General features: G+C 55.5%; 11 protein-coding genes, 1 tRNA gene and 1 pseudogene. 8 read left to right on the top strand and 5 right to left on the bottom strand.

All coding sequences use genetic code 11. The features are described 5' to 3' along the window. Positions 1–20: 20 nt before the first annotated feature. Both ACSSVV_RS12385 and ACSSVV_RS12380 read left to right on the top strand, forming a co-directional pair. Positions 21–1,175, top strand: a complete 1,155-nt coding sequence (locus ACSSVV_RS12385; RefSeq protein WP_008172291.1) for an efflux RND transporter periplasmic adaptor subunit — start codon at positions 21–23, stop codon at positions 1,173–1,175. A gap of 1 nt (position 1,176) precedes the next feature. Next, the gene (locus tag ACSSVV_RS12380) at positions 1,177–4,227 is read left to right on the top strand and encodes an efflux RND transporter permease subunit (protein ID WP_014420757.1); all 3,051 of its coding nucleotides are present in this window, start codon (positions 1,177–1,179) and stop codon (positions 4,225–4,227) included. 15 nt (positions 4,228–4,242) lie between these two features. Here the strand turns inward: ACSSVV_RS12380 and ACSSVV_RS12375 are convergent, their stop codons facing one another. Next, the gene (locus ACSSVV_RS12375) at positions 4,243–5,196 is read right to left on the bottom strand and encodes a LysR family transcriptional regulator (protein ID WP_008172295.1); all 954 of its coding nucleotides are present in this window, start codon (positions 5,194–5,196) and stop codon (positions 4,243–4,245) included. Positions 5,197–5,298: 102 nt separating this feature from the next. Between ACSSVV_RS12375 and ACSSVV_RS12370 the strand changes: the two genes are divergently transcribed. Further along, positions 5,299–6,339: a zinc-binding alcohol dehydrogenase family protein gene (locus tag ACSSVV_RS12370; protein ID WP_008172298.1), complete on the top strand. Its 1,041-nt coding sequence runs from the start codon at positions 5,299–5,301 to the stop codon at positions 6,337–6,339. 89 nt (positions 6,340–6,428) lie between these two features. Here ACSSVV_RS12370 and ACSSVV_RS12365 read toward each other — a convergent pair whose 3' ends face one another. The 4 genes and pseudogenes from ACSSVV_RS12365 to ACSSVV_RS12350 form a co-directional block, all read right to left on the bottom strand. Further along, positions 6,429–7,757: a TolC family protein gene (locus ACSSVV_RS12365; protein ID WP_181800106.1), complete on the bottom strand. Its 1,329-nt coding sequence runs from the start codon at positions 7,755–7,757 to the stop codon at positions 6,429–6,431. 347 nt (positions 7,758–8,104) lie between these two features. Next, positions 8,105–8,215, bottom strand: a pseudogene (locus ACSSVV_RS12360) (IS5/IS1182 family transposase); the annotation flags it as partial. 895 nt (positions 8,216–9,110) lie between these two features. After that, positions 9,111–9,187 (bottom strand) — tRNA-Arg (locus tag ACSSVV_RS12355). Between the two features lie 90 nt (positions 9,188–9,277). Next, positions 9,278–9,823, bottom strand: a complete 546-nt coding sequence (locus tag ACSSVV_RS12350) for a YaeQ family protein (RefSeq protein ID WP_011783991.1) — start codon at positions 9,821–9,823, stop codon at positions 9,278–9,280. Positions 9,824–9,901: 78 nt separating this feature from the next. Here ACSSVV_RS12350 and ACSSVV_RS12345 point away from each other — a divergent pair, with 78 nt between their 5' ends. From ACSSVV_RS12345 to ACSSVV_RS12325, 5 genes are all read left to right on the top strand, one after another. Then, positions 9,902–10,267 carry a CidA/LrgA family protein gene (locus ACSSVV_RS12345; protein WP_011783992.1) on the top strand — a complete coding sequence of 122 codons (366 nt, stop codon included), beginning with the start codon at positions 9,902–9,904 and terminating at the stop codon, positions 10,265–10,267. Beyond that, positions 10,260–10,982, top strand: a complete 723-nt coding sequence (locus tag ACSSVV_RS12340; RefSeq protein WP_011783993.1) for an LrgB family protein — start codon at positions 10,260–10,262, stop codon at positions 10,980–10,982. The genes ACSSVV_RS12345 and ACSSVV_RS12340 overlap by 8 nt, the downstream gene beginning before the upstream one ends. 156 nt (positions 10,983–11,138) lie before the next feature. Continuing rightward, on the top strand, positions 11,139–12,701 hold the full coding sequence (locus ACSSVV_RS12335) for an ABC transporter substrate-binding protein (RefSeq protein WP_011783994.1): 1,563 nt from the start codon (positions 11,139–11,141) through the stop codon (positions 12,699–12,701). 81 nt (positions 12,702–12,782) lie between these two features. Next, positions 12,783–13,832 carry an ABC transporter permease gene (locus ACSSVV_RS12330; protein ID WP_011783995.1) on the top strand — a complete coding sequence of 350 codons (1,050 nt, stop codon included), beginning with the start codon at positions 12,783–12,785 and terminating at the stop codon, positions 13,830–13,832. Continuing rightward, a complete protein-coding gene (locus ACSSVV_RS12325) occupies positions 13,829–14,761 on the top strand; it encodes an ABC transporter permease (protein WP_011783996.1) in 933 nt (310 codons plus the stop codon). Before ACSSVV_RS12330 ends, ACSSVV_RS12325 begins: the two co-directional genes overlap by 4 nt. Positions 14,762–14,764: the final 3 nt, after the last annotated feature.

Here is a 14,764-nt window from a genome sequence, read left to right as displayed (position 1 = left end):
TTTCTGGAGAGTGACGCGTTATGAAATTCAAGATGGTCAGTACCGCCATGCCCTTGAGAGGCCTACAAGCGCTTGCAATGCTTTCGAGCCTCCTGGTGATGGGATGTTCGGCGGAGGCGCCCCCTCTGACACAGCAAACTGTCTACCCGGTAAAGCTCATGACGCTGGAGCAGGCGCAGTCAGGCACGCTCAATCAGTATCCGGGCAGAGTCTCGGCGTCTGACCATTCAGAACTCTCTTTCAGAGTGGGAGGAGAGCTGACGGAGCTGGCCGTTAAAGCAGGCGACACTGTGGAAAAAGGGGAGGTCGTTGCCCGCCTGGACGATCGGGACGCAAGAACCCGCCTGGAAAACGCCCGGTCAAATTTCAATCTGGCACAGGCCACCTTCGAGCGAATGCGAATATCGTTGGAGCGCCAGGCCATCAGTCAGGCCCGTTTCGATGAGGCCGAGGCCGAGTACCTCTCTGCCAGAGCGCAACTGGCCAGCGCGGAGGACCAACTTTCCTATACCGTTCTCAAAGCGCCATTTGATGGCGTCATTTCACGGGTGCCGGTGGATGTCTTTCAGGTTGTATCAGCGCAGCAGGCCATTGCCGAACTGCAACGGCCCGGCTCTATCGACGTCTCGTTCCAGATGCCTGAACAACAGGTCCGCCGCCTTCAACCACAGAGATCCAGGAACGTTCGCGCCAATGGCAACACTATCGCGTGGGTACAGTTTCCCGAGCTTCCCGATAAACGCTACGCCGCGAGCTACAAAGAGCATGACAGCAATGCCTCTCAGGGGTCGCTCAGTTATGAGGTTACCGTAACGCTCCCTGAACCCGAGGACATCACAGTGCTTTCGGGGATGAGCGCGACCGTTCTGCTTGATTACGGCACATTGGCTGGAGAGAGCGCCCCGTCGTGGCTGATACCAACCGCGGCGCTTGTAACACCTGACGCAGAACCCGGCACTAGCGTGGTTTGGCGATACGTGGCTGCTGCCGATGGTGAGAATGGCGATAACACGGGCAGCGTCGAGCCGGTGGATGTCGAGCCGGGTAAGAAAATGAACGATGGCGTGCTTGTTCGGGGAGAGCTCAGCCCGGGCGACAGAATCGTGGTTGCCGGCGCTCACCGGATGAACAGGGATCGTTCGGTCCGTCCCTGGGAAAAAGAGGGCGGGCTCTGAGATGGTCGATTATTTTCTTGATCGGAAGTCCATCAGCTGGATGGTCACGCTGTTGCTTGGGGTTGGGGGCATGTTCGCGTTTCTGGGTCTTGGCCAGCTTGAATTCCCGGAGTTCACGTTACGTTCCGCCTTGGTGACCACCCAATATCCCGGAGCAACGCCTCTTGAAGTCGAGGAGGAGGTTACGCTGCCTCTGGAAAAAGCGATCCAGCAGATGCCGGGCATCGATGACATTACTTCGGTGAACTCGGACGGCTTGTCGCAGATTACTGTCCAACTCAAGAAGACGGTCAGAGAAGGGGAGTTAGACCAGTATTGGGATATCCTTCGGCGAAAGATTAATGATGCCCAGCCTGGTCTGCCACCAGGCGTGAACACGTCCATCGTGAACGATGACTTTGGCGATGTCTTCGGCCTGCTGCTCACGTTGCGTGGTGACGGCTACTCGCTGAAAGATCTTGGTGACCATGCGGATCTCATTCAGCGAGAACTGCGATTGTTGGAGGGCGTCGCAAAAGTCAGTATCGGTGGTCGTGTCGACGAGCAGATGATCGTGTCACTGGACCGTGACCGTATGCGTGCTCTTGGCATCTCGCCAGAATACCTGGCAAGCCTTCTGAATGCGCAGAATACGGTGGGCAACGCTGGCCACCTGCGCAGTGAAGGGCTGTCGTTATCCGTTCAGCCAACCGGTCAGCTTGATTCCGTTCAGGCACTTGAGCAACTGGCAGTTGGAAGCGCTGATTCGGGTATTATCCGGCTCAGCGATCTGGCCGAAGTTCGCAGGGTGACCAATGACTCACCCGCCTTGCTTTACCACTCTGACGGATTGCCTGCTTTGACCATCGGCGTGTCATTTGCAGAGGGCACCAACGTTGTTGATGTAGGTGAGAGTCTCAATGAGGCTTTGAAACGCCTGGAAAAACAGCAACCCATCGGCATGACACTGAACACAGTGTATAACCAGCCTGAAGTAGTCGAGGAGGCAGTATCTGCTTTTCTCATGAACCTTGCTCAGGCGGTGGGCATTGTCATTATTGTGCTTTTGCTGTTCATGGGGCTGCGAAGTGGCCTGCTCATGGGGCTGATCCTGCTGATTACCATCATGGGTACATTCGTGCTTATGGCAATACACGGTATTCAGCTCCAGAAGATTTCATTGGGTGCGCTGATCATTGCGCTGGGGATGCTGGTCGATAATGCCATCGTCGTCACCGAGGGCATGATGATTGGCCTTTCCAAGGGCAAGTCCAAAAGGCAGGCAGCCAAAGAAGTGGTCTCGCAGAACCGGTACCCGCTGCTCGGCGCTACCGTGATTGCCATTACGGCCTTTGCTCCTATCGGCCTTTCACCAGACACCACCGGAGAATTCATTGGCTCCCTGTTCTGGGTTCTGTGCTACTCGCTTTTCCTGAGCTGGCTGACGGCACTCACTCTGACCCCGTTTTTCTTTGATATGTTCTATCCCGACAAGCTCGAGAGTGTCGGGCAGTCATCCGATAACGACCCCTATAAGGGAATTGTTTTCGTCGTCTTCCGCCGCCTGCTGACCTACGCGATTCATTATCGCTTCGTGACATTAACACTTGCGATCGCGCTTCTGGCTGGGGTTCTATCGTTCTCGGGACAGGTTAAGAATGCTTTCTTCCCGAATGCCACAACGCCACTCTTCTTTGTTGACCTTTGGTTGCCCGAGGGCGCCGACATCTTGCAAACCGAAGAGACCGTAAAGCGGCTGGAATCGCGCGTGAATGACATGGACCAGGTCGTTCAGGTGACCAGTGTCACCGGTGGCGGAGCCCAGCGTTTTACGTTGACGTATTCACCGGAGCAGCGATACGCCAGTTTTGGCCAATTGATCGTAGAGACCCGGGATAAGGCGTCGAGAGAGGCCCGTATGGAGGAAGTCATTGAGCAACTGCGTACAGACTTCCCGAACGTGCATTACAAAGTGCAGGCTTTGCAGGTGGGGCCCTCAGCCAAAGCCAGTCTTGAAGCTCGTATCTTTGGAGAAGATCCCGAAGAACTCCGGAAAATCGGTGTGCGCGTGCAGGCAATTTTTGAAAATGAACCTCTGGCCGACAGCGTGCGCTTGTCCTGGGGTAATCGGGAAGCCGTGATCGTACCGGAGTTCCTCGAAGAACAGGCCCGGCGCCTTGGCGTATCTCGCGAATCACTGCACCAGGCGTTGTTGCTGAATAATCAGGGGCAGCAGGTTGGAGTGTACCGTGAGGGGAGCGACCTCATTCCGATCATTATGCGGTCAAGAGAGGAGCAGCGTTTTGACATCGAAAACCTTACCTCGATCAATGTCTGGAGTGAAGAGCAGGGCCGCTATGTCAGCGCGGGCAACGTCATCAATGCCATCAATACGGAACTGCGGGATCCGTTGATAAAACGCAGAAACAGGGAGCGGATGTTGGCGGTTTATGCCGAACCCATGCCTTTGTCGGGGGAGACGGCGGCGAGTGTGCTGGAGAGGATCCGCCCGCAGGTCGACGCGCTGGAGCTTCCCCACGGCTATTCGATTGAGTGGGGTGGAGAGTACGAGACCTCATCCGAAGCTCAGACTTCGCTTTTCTCCTCGCTGCCTCTTGGACTGCTGGGGATGTTCATTATTTCGATGCTGTTGTTCGGTAGCTTCCGACAGGCTCTGTCTATCTGGATGATTGTTCCTCTCATGATGATTGGAATCATTGGTGGACTGGTATTGCTCGGCGCGCCTTTTACATTCATGGCGCTGCTCGGGACTCTGAGTCTGATCGGTATGGTACTGAAGAATGCCATTGTGCTGGTTGAGGAGATCAATATTCAGTTAGAACAGCAGGATGATGCATTCACTGCGGTGGTTGAGGCCGCGGTAAGCCGGGTACGACCTGTGCTTATGGCGGCCGTAACCACCATGTTGGGAATGATTCCTCTGTTCAGCGATGCCTTCTTCGCGAGCATGGCGCTGGTTATCGTGTTCGGTTTGGGTGTTGCAACGGTATTGACGTTAGTGGTGCTGCCAGTGGTGTACTGCACGTTAATGAGAATTTCTTATCATCAATAACGCACCCGCTGTTTTTCAGGCGTCTTTTTTTCCTCCGGACAAGCGATCCGGAGGAAAAAAGCCTCCGGCAATCATTGCATTCATCAGTTCGCCTACTTTTGCACGCAGGTCATCCCTCAACAACCTCATTGCCGGCGTTATTGACTGTCGGGTAGGACAAATCAGCCACAGCTCGGATACCGGCGGCGCATAGTCCGGCATGATTGTGGTGACACGGCCTGCAAGCAGATCATCCGACATATCAAGACACGATTTTATCGCAAGACCGCGACCAGCGACGCACCACCGGCGAACCAGATCGCCATCGTTTGAGGCGCGATCGCCCGTCATTTTGACTCGATATTCCTCGTCTCCCCGTTTGAACGTCCAGAGGTCAAATGGGATGTCCTGCAACTGATAGAACAGTCCGTTGTGGTTCTCAAGGTCATCAGGATGAATGGGGCGACCATGACGCGAAAGGTAATCAGGAGATGCGCAAAGCAGGCGCGGCACATCGCAAATTTTGAAGCCATACAGGTTGGTGTCACTGGGCGCGCCGTAGCGAAGCGCCATGTCGACCGAATCCCGGTAAAAGTCCACGTTGGTGTCAGTAATCTGAACTCTGAGATTCAAACCTGGATGCGTTGCCATCAATTCGTCGATCCAGGGCACAACGCGGTTACGACCAAGATCGGATGAAACCGAAAGCCGGATTTCGCCTGTTACAGAGTCAACTTCAGATCGAAGGTTCTGTTGCGCCTGGCTCAACAAGTCAATCGCTTGTTTGCAGTGAGGCAAGTATTTCTCGCCGGCGGCAGATAACCGCAACCTTCGCGTGGAGCGTACGAATAACTCTACACCCAGCTCCTGTTCTACGCGCTTTACTGCGGCGCTGGCTGTGGCAGCTCGCATATCAAGGCTGGTGGCGGCAGCGGTAATGTTGCGGAATTCAGCGACCCTCAAAACCACGATCAGATCATCAAGACTCATTTTCAAAAATTCTTTGAATATGTTTAACAAATTTTCCCGTTTATCCGAGTGTAAACGGCGACCATACTGTGCGCTACTCGAAAGTCATTGCGGAGACAGATAATGAAAGCTGTTGGATATCGGGAATCTCTTCCTATCGAAAACCCTGATGCGCTGCAAAATGTTGAGATGGAACGTCCCGTCGCAAAAGGCCGGGACCTGCTGGTCAGAGTCAAAGCCATCGGCATGAACCCTGTTGACTTCAAGGTACGCCAGCGGGCGGAGCCGGAACCAGGCCAGATCAAAGTACTTGGATGGGATGCCGTTGGAGAGGTAGTGGCAACAGGCGAGGGCGCTTCACTCTTCAAAGAAGGTGACACCGTATTTTATGCCGGTGACGTTACCCGTCAGGGCAGCAACGCCGAATACCAGGTTGTCGATGAGCGTCTGGTTGGTCGGAAGCCTGCCAGCCTGTCCGACGCCGATGCTGCAGCGTTGCCCCTGACCACGATAACAGCATGGGAAATGCTGTTTGACCACCTGCAACTTGAGCGACAGTTGGCTGGGTCCATCACTCCAAGCGACGACGTGGTCCTTGTGATTGGCGCCGCAGGAGGCGTGGGTTCAATTCTAGTTCAATTGATCAAACAGCTAACAGGCGCGAAAGTACTCGCTACGGCATCTCGCCCGGAATCGAAGGCCTGGGTTGAATCATTGGGTGCGGATTTTGTTCTGAATCACCGTGAACCCTTGCAGCCCCAGATCGAAACACTGGTGTCTGCTGGCAAAATTGGTTCTGTAACCCATGTGGCCAGTCTTAACGCCACAGATCAATACTTCGACGATTATGTGGCGGTGCTTAGGCCGTTTGGAAAGATTGCCATGATCGACGATCCCGCAAGTCTGGACGTAATGAAAATCAAGCCGAAGAGTCTGTCATTACACATTGAATTCATGTTCGCCCGCTCAATGCACCAGGCGGATGATATGCAGGTTCAGCACGACTTGTTGAATGAGGTCTCACGGCTTGTAGATCAAGGCTTCATCCGCACAACTGCAGGGAAGCACCTCGGAGCGATCAACGCCGAGAATCTACGTGCCGCACACGCCGAACTGGAATCAGGAACCGCCGTTGGCAAGATTGTGCTGGAGGGTTTTGCCTGACGTAAATTCCAACTCACCGGCTCGTATAACAAACCATGCGTTCCGATCACGGAACTACCCCGATAGACATGGCATACCAGAGCCGGCCGTCAGCTTGCTTTTTCAGTTTGGCTCCACTGCTTGGGTGACAGGCCATACAGGCGTTTGAACTCCCGGCTGAACTGAGACGAGCTCAGGTAACCCACGTCCATGGCGGCAACGCTGACGTTTTGGCCTTCAGCAATTTTCATCGCGGCCTTGTTGAGCCGCATGGATTTCAGAAACTGAATGGGCGACATGTTTGTCGCCTGTTTGAATTTGCGATGGAACACCGCCCGGCTCATGCCAGCCTGATCAGCCAGGTCTTCAATTGTGACAGTTTTGTCCAGGTTGGATGACAGGAACTCAATCGAGCGGGCGATTTCGTTCCCAACACCAAATGCGTTTCTGAATGAATGGCCGGCTTCACCTTTCAGTAATTCGTAGTAGAACTCATGCAAACGGCTCAGGGGTGCCGTTAGCTGACCGAGCAATGACCACACCGGGTTGCGCAATAGGGCGTCACTGGGCGATGTGCCTGTTTCGCTAAGCGCTGTTTCCAGGTTGATGGATGGCAGCATGTCCTTGTAGGCAACGGACGTTCGAAAATCATTTGCCCTGATAGCCATATAGGCCGCTTTAAGGTCCGGGCGACGCTGCAATGTTTGCTCTGCAAGGTCGGACAGGGGTAAAAGAACCTGCGGATAGTCGGCGGAAATGACCGTGCTAGCCTGGCTTCGCCCGAGCAACAGGTTCAACGCCCTTTGCTGTTGCTGCAGGGATTCCTGAACTGCAATCAATGTCGCCCTGGCACTGGCCGCAGAGCTTTGGGCGCTGTCCAGATCTTCAAGGTCACCCAGTCCCGAGCGGTAACGCTGAAGAATCCACTGTTCGTTTTTTTCCAATAGCTCCGCGCGTTGCTTTTCGATGGCAACGGAGCGATTCAGATTCACCAGTTTCAACCAGCCCTGCATGACCTCGGCTGCGAGCGTATCCCGCGCAGCTTGGTAGAGAGCCAGCTGTTCAGCAACGTCACTGGCGGCAGCCGACGCCTCATCAGAAATCTTCGACCACAAATCCAGCTCCCAGCTGATGCTGACGGTGCCGGTGTAGGCAGTATCTAGACCGTCAGTGTTATTCGCGACGAATCCAGCCTCGACGTCGGGGAGTTGATCCGCCTGAGTCGCTCGGTATTGAGCACGGAGAATTTGGAGTGAAAGCCGTGTTTGCTGGAAATCAGGATTGGCCGCGCGCGCTTCGACAATAAGCGCGTCCAGGTCATGGCTGTTGACCAGCTCATTCAGGTAGGCTGTTTCGAGACCAACCTCCATCTCAAACTTGGAGACGACGTTCTGACGCTCGGAATCGGCCTGAGCGAGATAGTCCGTTCTCGTGGACAACGAACTGCAGCCTGCAATAACCAGGCAGCATAAAGCAGTCAGCACTACTTTCGAGCAGGGCAAGCGATACATAGGTAAAGTCCATTCGGGCGCGGTCAAATCTGCGGTAAACGACGGGATACAGACTATCTAGGAGGTGGTTAATGGAGGGTTAAGACCTTCATGGACCTGCCTATTATCTACGGCGACGACCAATGGATGCTCCATGAAGAACAGGGCCATGCGCGTGTCACGAAGACCAAAGAAGCATTCGAAGCAGCCGCCGCCCCGACGTGGCGGAAGAGTACAAGAACTACTGCGGTGAAGGACGCATAAAATGGCTTAAAAACGGCGAACCTGTCACTCCGCATGTTGCTGAGCGCCGCGAACAGGTAGAACAGGTTGGTGTTCTTCGACAGGCTGCGATCGCGGACTTTGGCATAACTTAACTGCCGCTTGATGGTGCGAAAGGGATGCTCCGAGTTCAAAAAGTCCGTCAACTGGACCAGAGTGTTCCAGTGCAATTCCACGAATCGGCCCGTTAGGCTGGCGCTATCTTCCAAGCTGAATGTTCGCTTTGCGACCATAGCTTGCGTTTGTACCTCCGCCAATCAATCTGCGAGCATCCCGGTTTCAGTCGCAATGTTGGCTAAAGTTTTCCGCCCCCGGTATATCGCCAGTGCTCCGTCGCCAATCGCTGAACCCCTCACTCCTTAGTTATGCCGGTTAAGTTCGACTCGTTCTCGTTAGTCCGGAGGCCACCGCGAGTTCCCGATGATGTCAGCACTATCTAGCAAGCAGGCGGGCACTCTTCAGTGCCAACGGCCGGCTAAACTATGAGCTCAAGAACACTTTTTCGTTTAATCGTCCCTGTATCGATACGTATCACTGTAACGATACAGTTTGATACGTGGTGGTCCCGTGATATGTAACGATACAGTGATACGTATCGTTACAGGCGGCGAGCTTGTGGCTCAGTTCAGTGGTCTGTCGGTCAAGGGGCTGGTAGGGCTGCGTGGCCAATTCAGGGGCTATAGACTCTCAGGACTTGATTAGGTGTGCCGCCGTCCATATTCAGGCCAGATGAGCCTTTCTTTTTGCCAGTCCTACATGTTGGTTTTTTCGTGTCTATAGTGGCGTCTAGTCTAAAAGGAGCTAGCAGTAGAGGCGTATCTCGGGCCGGGTTGGTTGGGCAGTCTGCAATACTGGCTTGGGACGAATGCTCTTTGGAGATTCGTTGTCTCTTGATGTGTTTTGAGTGGCGGGCGTCCGGATAGAAGTTTCGCTTTGTATCGTGTGGTTACAAAAGTGGTTATTTTTCGAGGAGAGAGAATGAAAAAGGGCTTGCAGTTGCCTGCAAGCCCTTGATAAATATGGCGCGCCCGATAGGATTCGAACCTATGACCTTTGCCTCCGGAGGGCAACGCTCTATCCAGCTGAGCTACGGGCGCATTCGAAACAACGAGTGCTCGTCAATTTCGAGTGCGCAATCTTACGTGTGCCGGCGGCTTCTGTCCAGCCCCGGCCATTAAGCGTTTCGTTCAGATTCGAGGTAGCCGCTGGTCTGGCGTCAGGTTGACCAGATTTTGCTCGTTGCTGATGGTCACTTCGCCATCCTGGATGCTTACCTGCAAGGTCATGGACCGTTCTGCCAGGGCCGCCAGTGCGGCTGTTCCTTCTGCCGGAAGGTCGACAATAGTAAGGTTGCTAAATCTTTCCAGCTTGTTATGGTGCTTGTCCCACCACACCGGCACCGCACGCCCGCCGTAGGTATAGAGAATGACCTGGTTGGCCTTGTTGCAGGCCTTGCGCAGGCGGTCTTCCTCGGGCAGGCCCAGTTCCACCCAGAGTTCGATGTCTCCGGTCAGGGATTTTTGCCAGAGTTCCGGCTCGTCGTCTGTGCTCAGGCCTTTGGTAAATTCCAGGTTATCGTTGGCGTTGAGGGCGAAGGCCAGCAGCCGGATCATCATCCGCTCGTCGGTTTCAGAGGGATGGCGGGCAACGGTCAGATGGTGGTCGGCGTAGTAGTGCCGGTCCATATCGGCGATATGGAGGGTGGCTTTGAAGATGGTGGCTTTCAGTGCCATTGAATGAATAGTCCTGTGGTCTTTGGGCGGATCAGGGCGTTAGTGTAGAGCATATTGAGCGTGGCGGGGCATAGCAGCATGGTGTTGTTGCGGGGTTTTCTGGTTCTGGTGGTGTTTTTTCTGCTGGGTGAGGCACTGCGGGTGCTGGTCGGCCTGCCCATCAGCGGTGGCGTGCTGGGGATGGTCATGGTCACGGCCACTCTGATGCTGCGGGGGCGGGTCAGTGATCAGTTGGCTGAAGCCAGTCGCGGGCTGATCTCGGTGCTGGTGCTGCTGATTTCACCAGGTGTTGTCGGGGTGTTCTTTATTGCCGATCGCTTTGCGGGCCACTGGTTTTCCGTTGCAGTGGCTTTGGTTGCGGGTACCTTGCTGAGTTCCGTGACCACGCTGTGGCTGATGAAGAAAACAGCGGGAGATCGCACCCGGGGGCACAGTCATGACTGAGTTCAACGGACGAATGCAGGAATTGCTGTTGGTCTGGACCACAGGCCCGATGCTTTCCATTGCCCTGACGCTGGCGGCGTTTATGGCGGCAAACTGGTTGTTCGCGAAGGTGGGACGCCCCCTGTGGATGCCGCCGGTATTGATGGCGGCGGTGATTCTGGCGGGGGCTGTAGCGGCCAGTGGTATTGGCTATGAAACCTATCAGCAGGGCGCGCGCTGGTTAACGGTATTGTTGGGCCCGGCGACGGTGGCCCTGGGTGTGCCTTTGTATCAGCAGATGCACCATATTCGCGCGCTCTGGCGGCCAATTCTGTGCACCTTGCCACTGGCGGCCAGTCTGGCAGCTGTCTATGCGGTGGGTATTGCCTGGCTTATGGACGCTCCGCTTTCCATACTGGCGTCGCTGGCGCCGAAGTCGGTTACCGCGCCCATTGCCATGGGTATTGCAGAACAGCTGGGCGGCTCGGTTGCACTCACCCTCGGCGGTCTGCTGATTACCGGCGTACTGGCCTCGGTATTTGTGGACTGGGGTGCCAAATGGATGAAGATTTCCGATGACCGGATGGTGGGTTTTGCCCTGGGGCTTAATGGCCATGCCATTGGCACTGCCCGGGCATTTGAGATCAGCCCCACGGCGGGTGCTTTTGCCTCCCTGGGGATGGGATTGACCGGTGTGTTTACGGCGCTGTTTTTGCCTTTTGTCTTTCCGTTCTGAGGCTGCTGCTTTTTGGGTCATTCACCATACGAATAGGTCCATGTTGCAATTTCGATTGCCGTAAGGGTTTTCCGAGACTAGCTTGTTTGCCAGGCAATCGGTGCCGTCCTGCACCGATGTTCCGTGAAAATTCCTAAAACAGCGACGGAAAACGCGATGAAAAAGATACTGGCAGCTTTTGTTGGCTCCATGGCCCTGGCGTCTGCGCCTCTGGCCCTGGCAGCCGACGCGACCAAAGAACTGAAAATGGCGTACGACGCCGATCCCGTAACCCTCGATATTCATGAGCAGTTGTCTGGCGGCATTCTGCAGTTGTCCCACATGACCTTTGATCCGCTGTTGCGCTGGACCAAAGATCTGGGTTTCGAGCCGCGCCTGGCAGAAAGCTGGGAGCGTGTGGACGACAAGACCATGCGCTTCAAACTGCGCGAAGGTGTGAAGTTCCATTCCGGTAACGAACTGACCACGGCCGACGTGAAGTTCACCTTTGAGCGACTGAAGGAAAGCCAGGACTTCAAGGCGATTTTCAAACCCTTCAGCGCCATCAATGTGATCGACGATTACACCTTCGAGCTGGTCACCAGCGAGCCTTACCCTCTGCTGCTGAACACCGCCACCTACATTTTCCCGCTGGACAGTGAGTTCTATTCCGGCCAGACCGAAGATGGCAAAGACAAGGACGCCATCCTCAAGCACGGCAACTCCTTCGCTTCCGAGAACCTGTCCGGCACCGGTCCTTACACGGTAACCGAGCGTAAACAGGGCGTGCGTGTCGAGTTCGAGCGTTTCGATGATTACTGGGATACCGAGTCTCCGGGCAACGTGGGCAAGATCGTGCTGACTCCCATCAAGGAAAACGCTACCCGGGTATCCGCCCTGCTGTCTGGCGGTGTCGACTTCATCGCTCCGGTTCCACCCAATGATCTGGACCGCATCAAGCGCGACCGCAACAGCGAACTGGTGACCATGAGCGGCACCCGTATCATCCTGTTCCATATGAATCAGGAGCGGGTTGAAGCCTTCAAGAACCCGAAAGTTCGCCAGGCCATCGCCTACGCCATCAACCAGGAAGGTATTGCTGCCAAGATCATGAAAGGCTTTGCCACGCCGGCAGCACAGATGTCGCCAGCGGGTTACCAGGGCCATAACGAAAACCTGAAGCCTCGCTTCGATGTTGAGAAAGCCAAGCAGCTGATGAAAGAAGCCGGCTATGAGGACGGCTTTACCATCACCATGATGGCCCCCAACAACCGCTACGTGAACGACGACAAGATCGCGCAGGCAGCGGCGGCCATGCTGGCGCGCATCAACATCAAGGTGGACCTGAAAACCCTGCCGAAAGCCCAGTACTGGCCGGAGTATGACAACCGTGCCGCCGATATGATGCTGATCGGCTGGCACGCAGACACCGAGGATTCGGCCAACTTCTACGAATTCCTAACCTTCTGCCCGGATGCTGACAGCGGTGATGGCCAGTACAACGCCGGCAACTACTGCAACCCGGAAATCGATGCCCTGGTGGAAAAAGCCAACGTGGAGACCGACCTGGACAAGCGTGCGGCCATGCTGCAGGAAGTGGAACAGCGTCTGTACGACGACGCAGCCTTCGTACCGCTGCACTGGCAGGACCTGGCCTGGGCCTCCCGCAAGGGCGTGAACATCGAGCCGGTGCTCAATGTCATGAACTTCCCCTACCTGGGCGATCTGGTTATCGAATAAGGGGAGCGCGCTCCCTGAGACCCAACCTCTCTCCCGGTGCGGGAGAGAGGCTTTCACGTATTCATCAACGGTAAATCCTTCATGCTAGCGTTTTTGGTTCAGCGGATATCCCAGGCGCTGCTGGTCATGTTTGTGATCAGCATCATCGCCTTTGCCATTCAGGATGGCCTCGGGGACCCGCTTCAGGAAATGGTGGGCATGTCCGTCTCTGCCGAGGAGCGGGAAGCCATTCGTGAGGAGTTGGGGCTGAACGACCCCTTCCTGGTCCAGTACCTGCGGTTTGCGGGTAATGCCATACAGGGCGACCTGGGCAATTCCTATTTTTACAGCAAGCCGGCGCTGGAAGTGATTGCCGAACATCTGCCAGCGACCCTGGAGCTGGTGATCGGCGCGAGCCTGATCATCATCTTCCTGTCGGTACCCATTGGCGTGTATGCCGCCATCCGACCCCAGGCCTGGCTGTCCAAATTCTTCATGGGCGTGAGTACGGTCGGTATTTCCATACCGGTGTTTCTCACGGCCATTGTTCTGATTCAGTTGTTCTCCATTGGTGTAACGGTCAACTGGTTTCCGGCCGATACCGGTTGGGGCCAGTGGCTCAACGATTTCTTTACCACCGAAGGTGGGCTGCCGTCCTATGGCCGTGGTGATGACCTGGTGCACCTGTTCGGCACCTGGGAATCCGGCCTGTTTACCAGCGAAGGCCTGGCCCATCTGGTGCTGCCCTGCGTGTCGCTGGCGTCCATTATGCTGCCGCTGTTTATCCGCCTGATCCGGGCGGAGATGATGGAAGTTCTGCAAAGCGATTACATCCGCTATGCCCGGGCCAAGGGTTTGAGTGCGGGCCGTATCAATTTCCTGCATGCCCTGAAGAACACCATGCTGCCGGTGATTACTGTGGGTGGCGTACAGATCGGCATTATGGTGGCCTACACCATCCTGACCGAGACGGTGTTTCAGTGGCCGGGGCTGGGTCTGATGTTCCTGGAGGCCATCACTCGCAGCGATATTCCCCTGATTGTGGCTTACCTGATGGTGGTTGGCCTGATCTTTGTGGTGACCAACACCCTGGTGGACCTGATCTACGGACTGGTCAATCCCACCGTCAAACTGACAGGTAAGAAAGCATGACAACGGCAACGGTTTCCCGCTGGGACCGCTTCCGCGAGTCCTTTTTCTGGTACAGCTTCAAACGCGACAAGGTAGCGATTGCGAGCTTTCTGGTGCTGCTGGCCATGGTGCTGGCGGCGGTGTTTGCGCCTTGGCTGGCGCCCGCCGATCCATATGATCTGGCGCAGATCAACATCATGAACTCCGAGCTTCCACCGGTGGGCCTGGACGGGGCTGATCCTGCCTTCCCGCTGGGCACCGATGCCCAGGGGCGGGATCTGCTCTCCACCATTCTGTACGGCACCCGGGTGTCGCTGATGATCGGCTTTGGGGCCGTGGTGCTGCAGGCGGCGTTGGGTATCTTGTTTGGTCTTCTGGCCGGCTATCTGGGCGGTAAGGTCGATGCCATCCTGATGCGCATTGCCGACGTGCAGCTGTCGTTCTCCACCCTGATGGTCGCCATTATTGTGGGTGCTGTGTTCAAGGCCAGTTTTGGCAACCTGATGTTCGGCGAGATTGCCATCTACATGCTGATCTTCATCATCGGTGTGGCGGAATGGCCGCAGATCGCCCGTACTGTCCGGGCCTCAGTGCTGGCGGAGAAGAAAAAGGAGTATGTGGATGCCGCCAAGGTGATGGGTTTCGGTACGCCGCGCATCATGTTCCGGCACATCCTGCCCAATACCCTGTCGCCGATTTTTGTGATTGCCACGGTACAGATTGCCAATGCCATTATCTCCGAAGCGGCGCTGTCGTTCCTCGGCCTTGGCATGCCGGAAACCCAGCCGTCACTGGGTTCGTTGATCAAATCCGGTTTTGACTACATCCAGAGCGGTTCCTGGTGGATCACCCTGATCCCGGGTCTGGTGCTGGTGGTGCTCGTGCTGGTCATCAACCTGTTGGGTGACTGGTTGCGGGATGTGATGAACCCACGGCTGTATAAGGGGTAACAC

The sequence above is a fragment of the Marinobacter sp. MBR-105 genome (assembly GCF_053628895.1).
This window is presented reverse-complemented; position numbering and strand designations above follow the sequence as displayed.

Coding starts and splice junctions, on each gene's coding strand:
- ACSSVV_RS12375 (WP_008172295.1), bottom strand. CDS start 5,196: ATGAGTCTTGATGATCTGATCGTGGTTTTGAGGGTCGCTGAATTCCGC.
- ACSSVV_RS12335 (WP_011783994.1), top strand. CDS start 11,139: ATGAAAAAGATACTGGCAGCTTTTGTTGGCTCCATGGCCCTGGCGTCT.
- ACSSVV_RS12330 (WP_011783995.1), top strand. CDS start 12,783: ATGCTAGCGTTTTTGGTTCAGCGGATATCCCAGGCGCTGCTGGTCATG.
- ACSSVV_RS12385 (WP_008172291.1), top strand. CDS start 21: ATGAAATTCAAGATGGTCAGTACCGCCATGCCCTTGAGAGGCCTACAA.
- ACSSVV_RS12370 (WP_008172298.1), top strand. CDS start 5,299: ATGAAAGCTGTTGGATATCGGGAATCTCTTCCTATCGAAAACCCTGAT.
- ACSSVV_RS12340 (WP_011783993.1), top strand. CDS start 10,260: ATGACTGAGTTCAACGGACGAATGCAGGAATTGCTGTTGGTCTGGACC.
- ACSSVV_RS12325 (WP_011783996.1), top strand. CDS start 13,829: ATGACAACGGCAACGGTTTCCCGCTGGGACCGCTTCCGCGAGTCCTTT.
- ACSSVV_RS12350 (WP_011783991.1), bottom strand. CDS start 9,823: ATGGCACTGAAAGCCACCATCTTCAAAGCCACCCTCCATATCGCCGAT.
- ACSSVV_RS12380 (WP_014420757.1), top strand. CDS start 1,177: ATGGTCGATTATTTTCTTGATCGGAAGTCCATCAGCTGGATGGTCACG.
- ACSSVV_RS12345 (WP_011783992.1), top strand. CDS start 9,902: ATGGTGTTGTTGCGGGGTTTTCTGGTTCTGGTGGTGTTTTTTCTGCTG.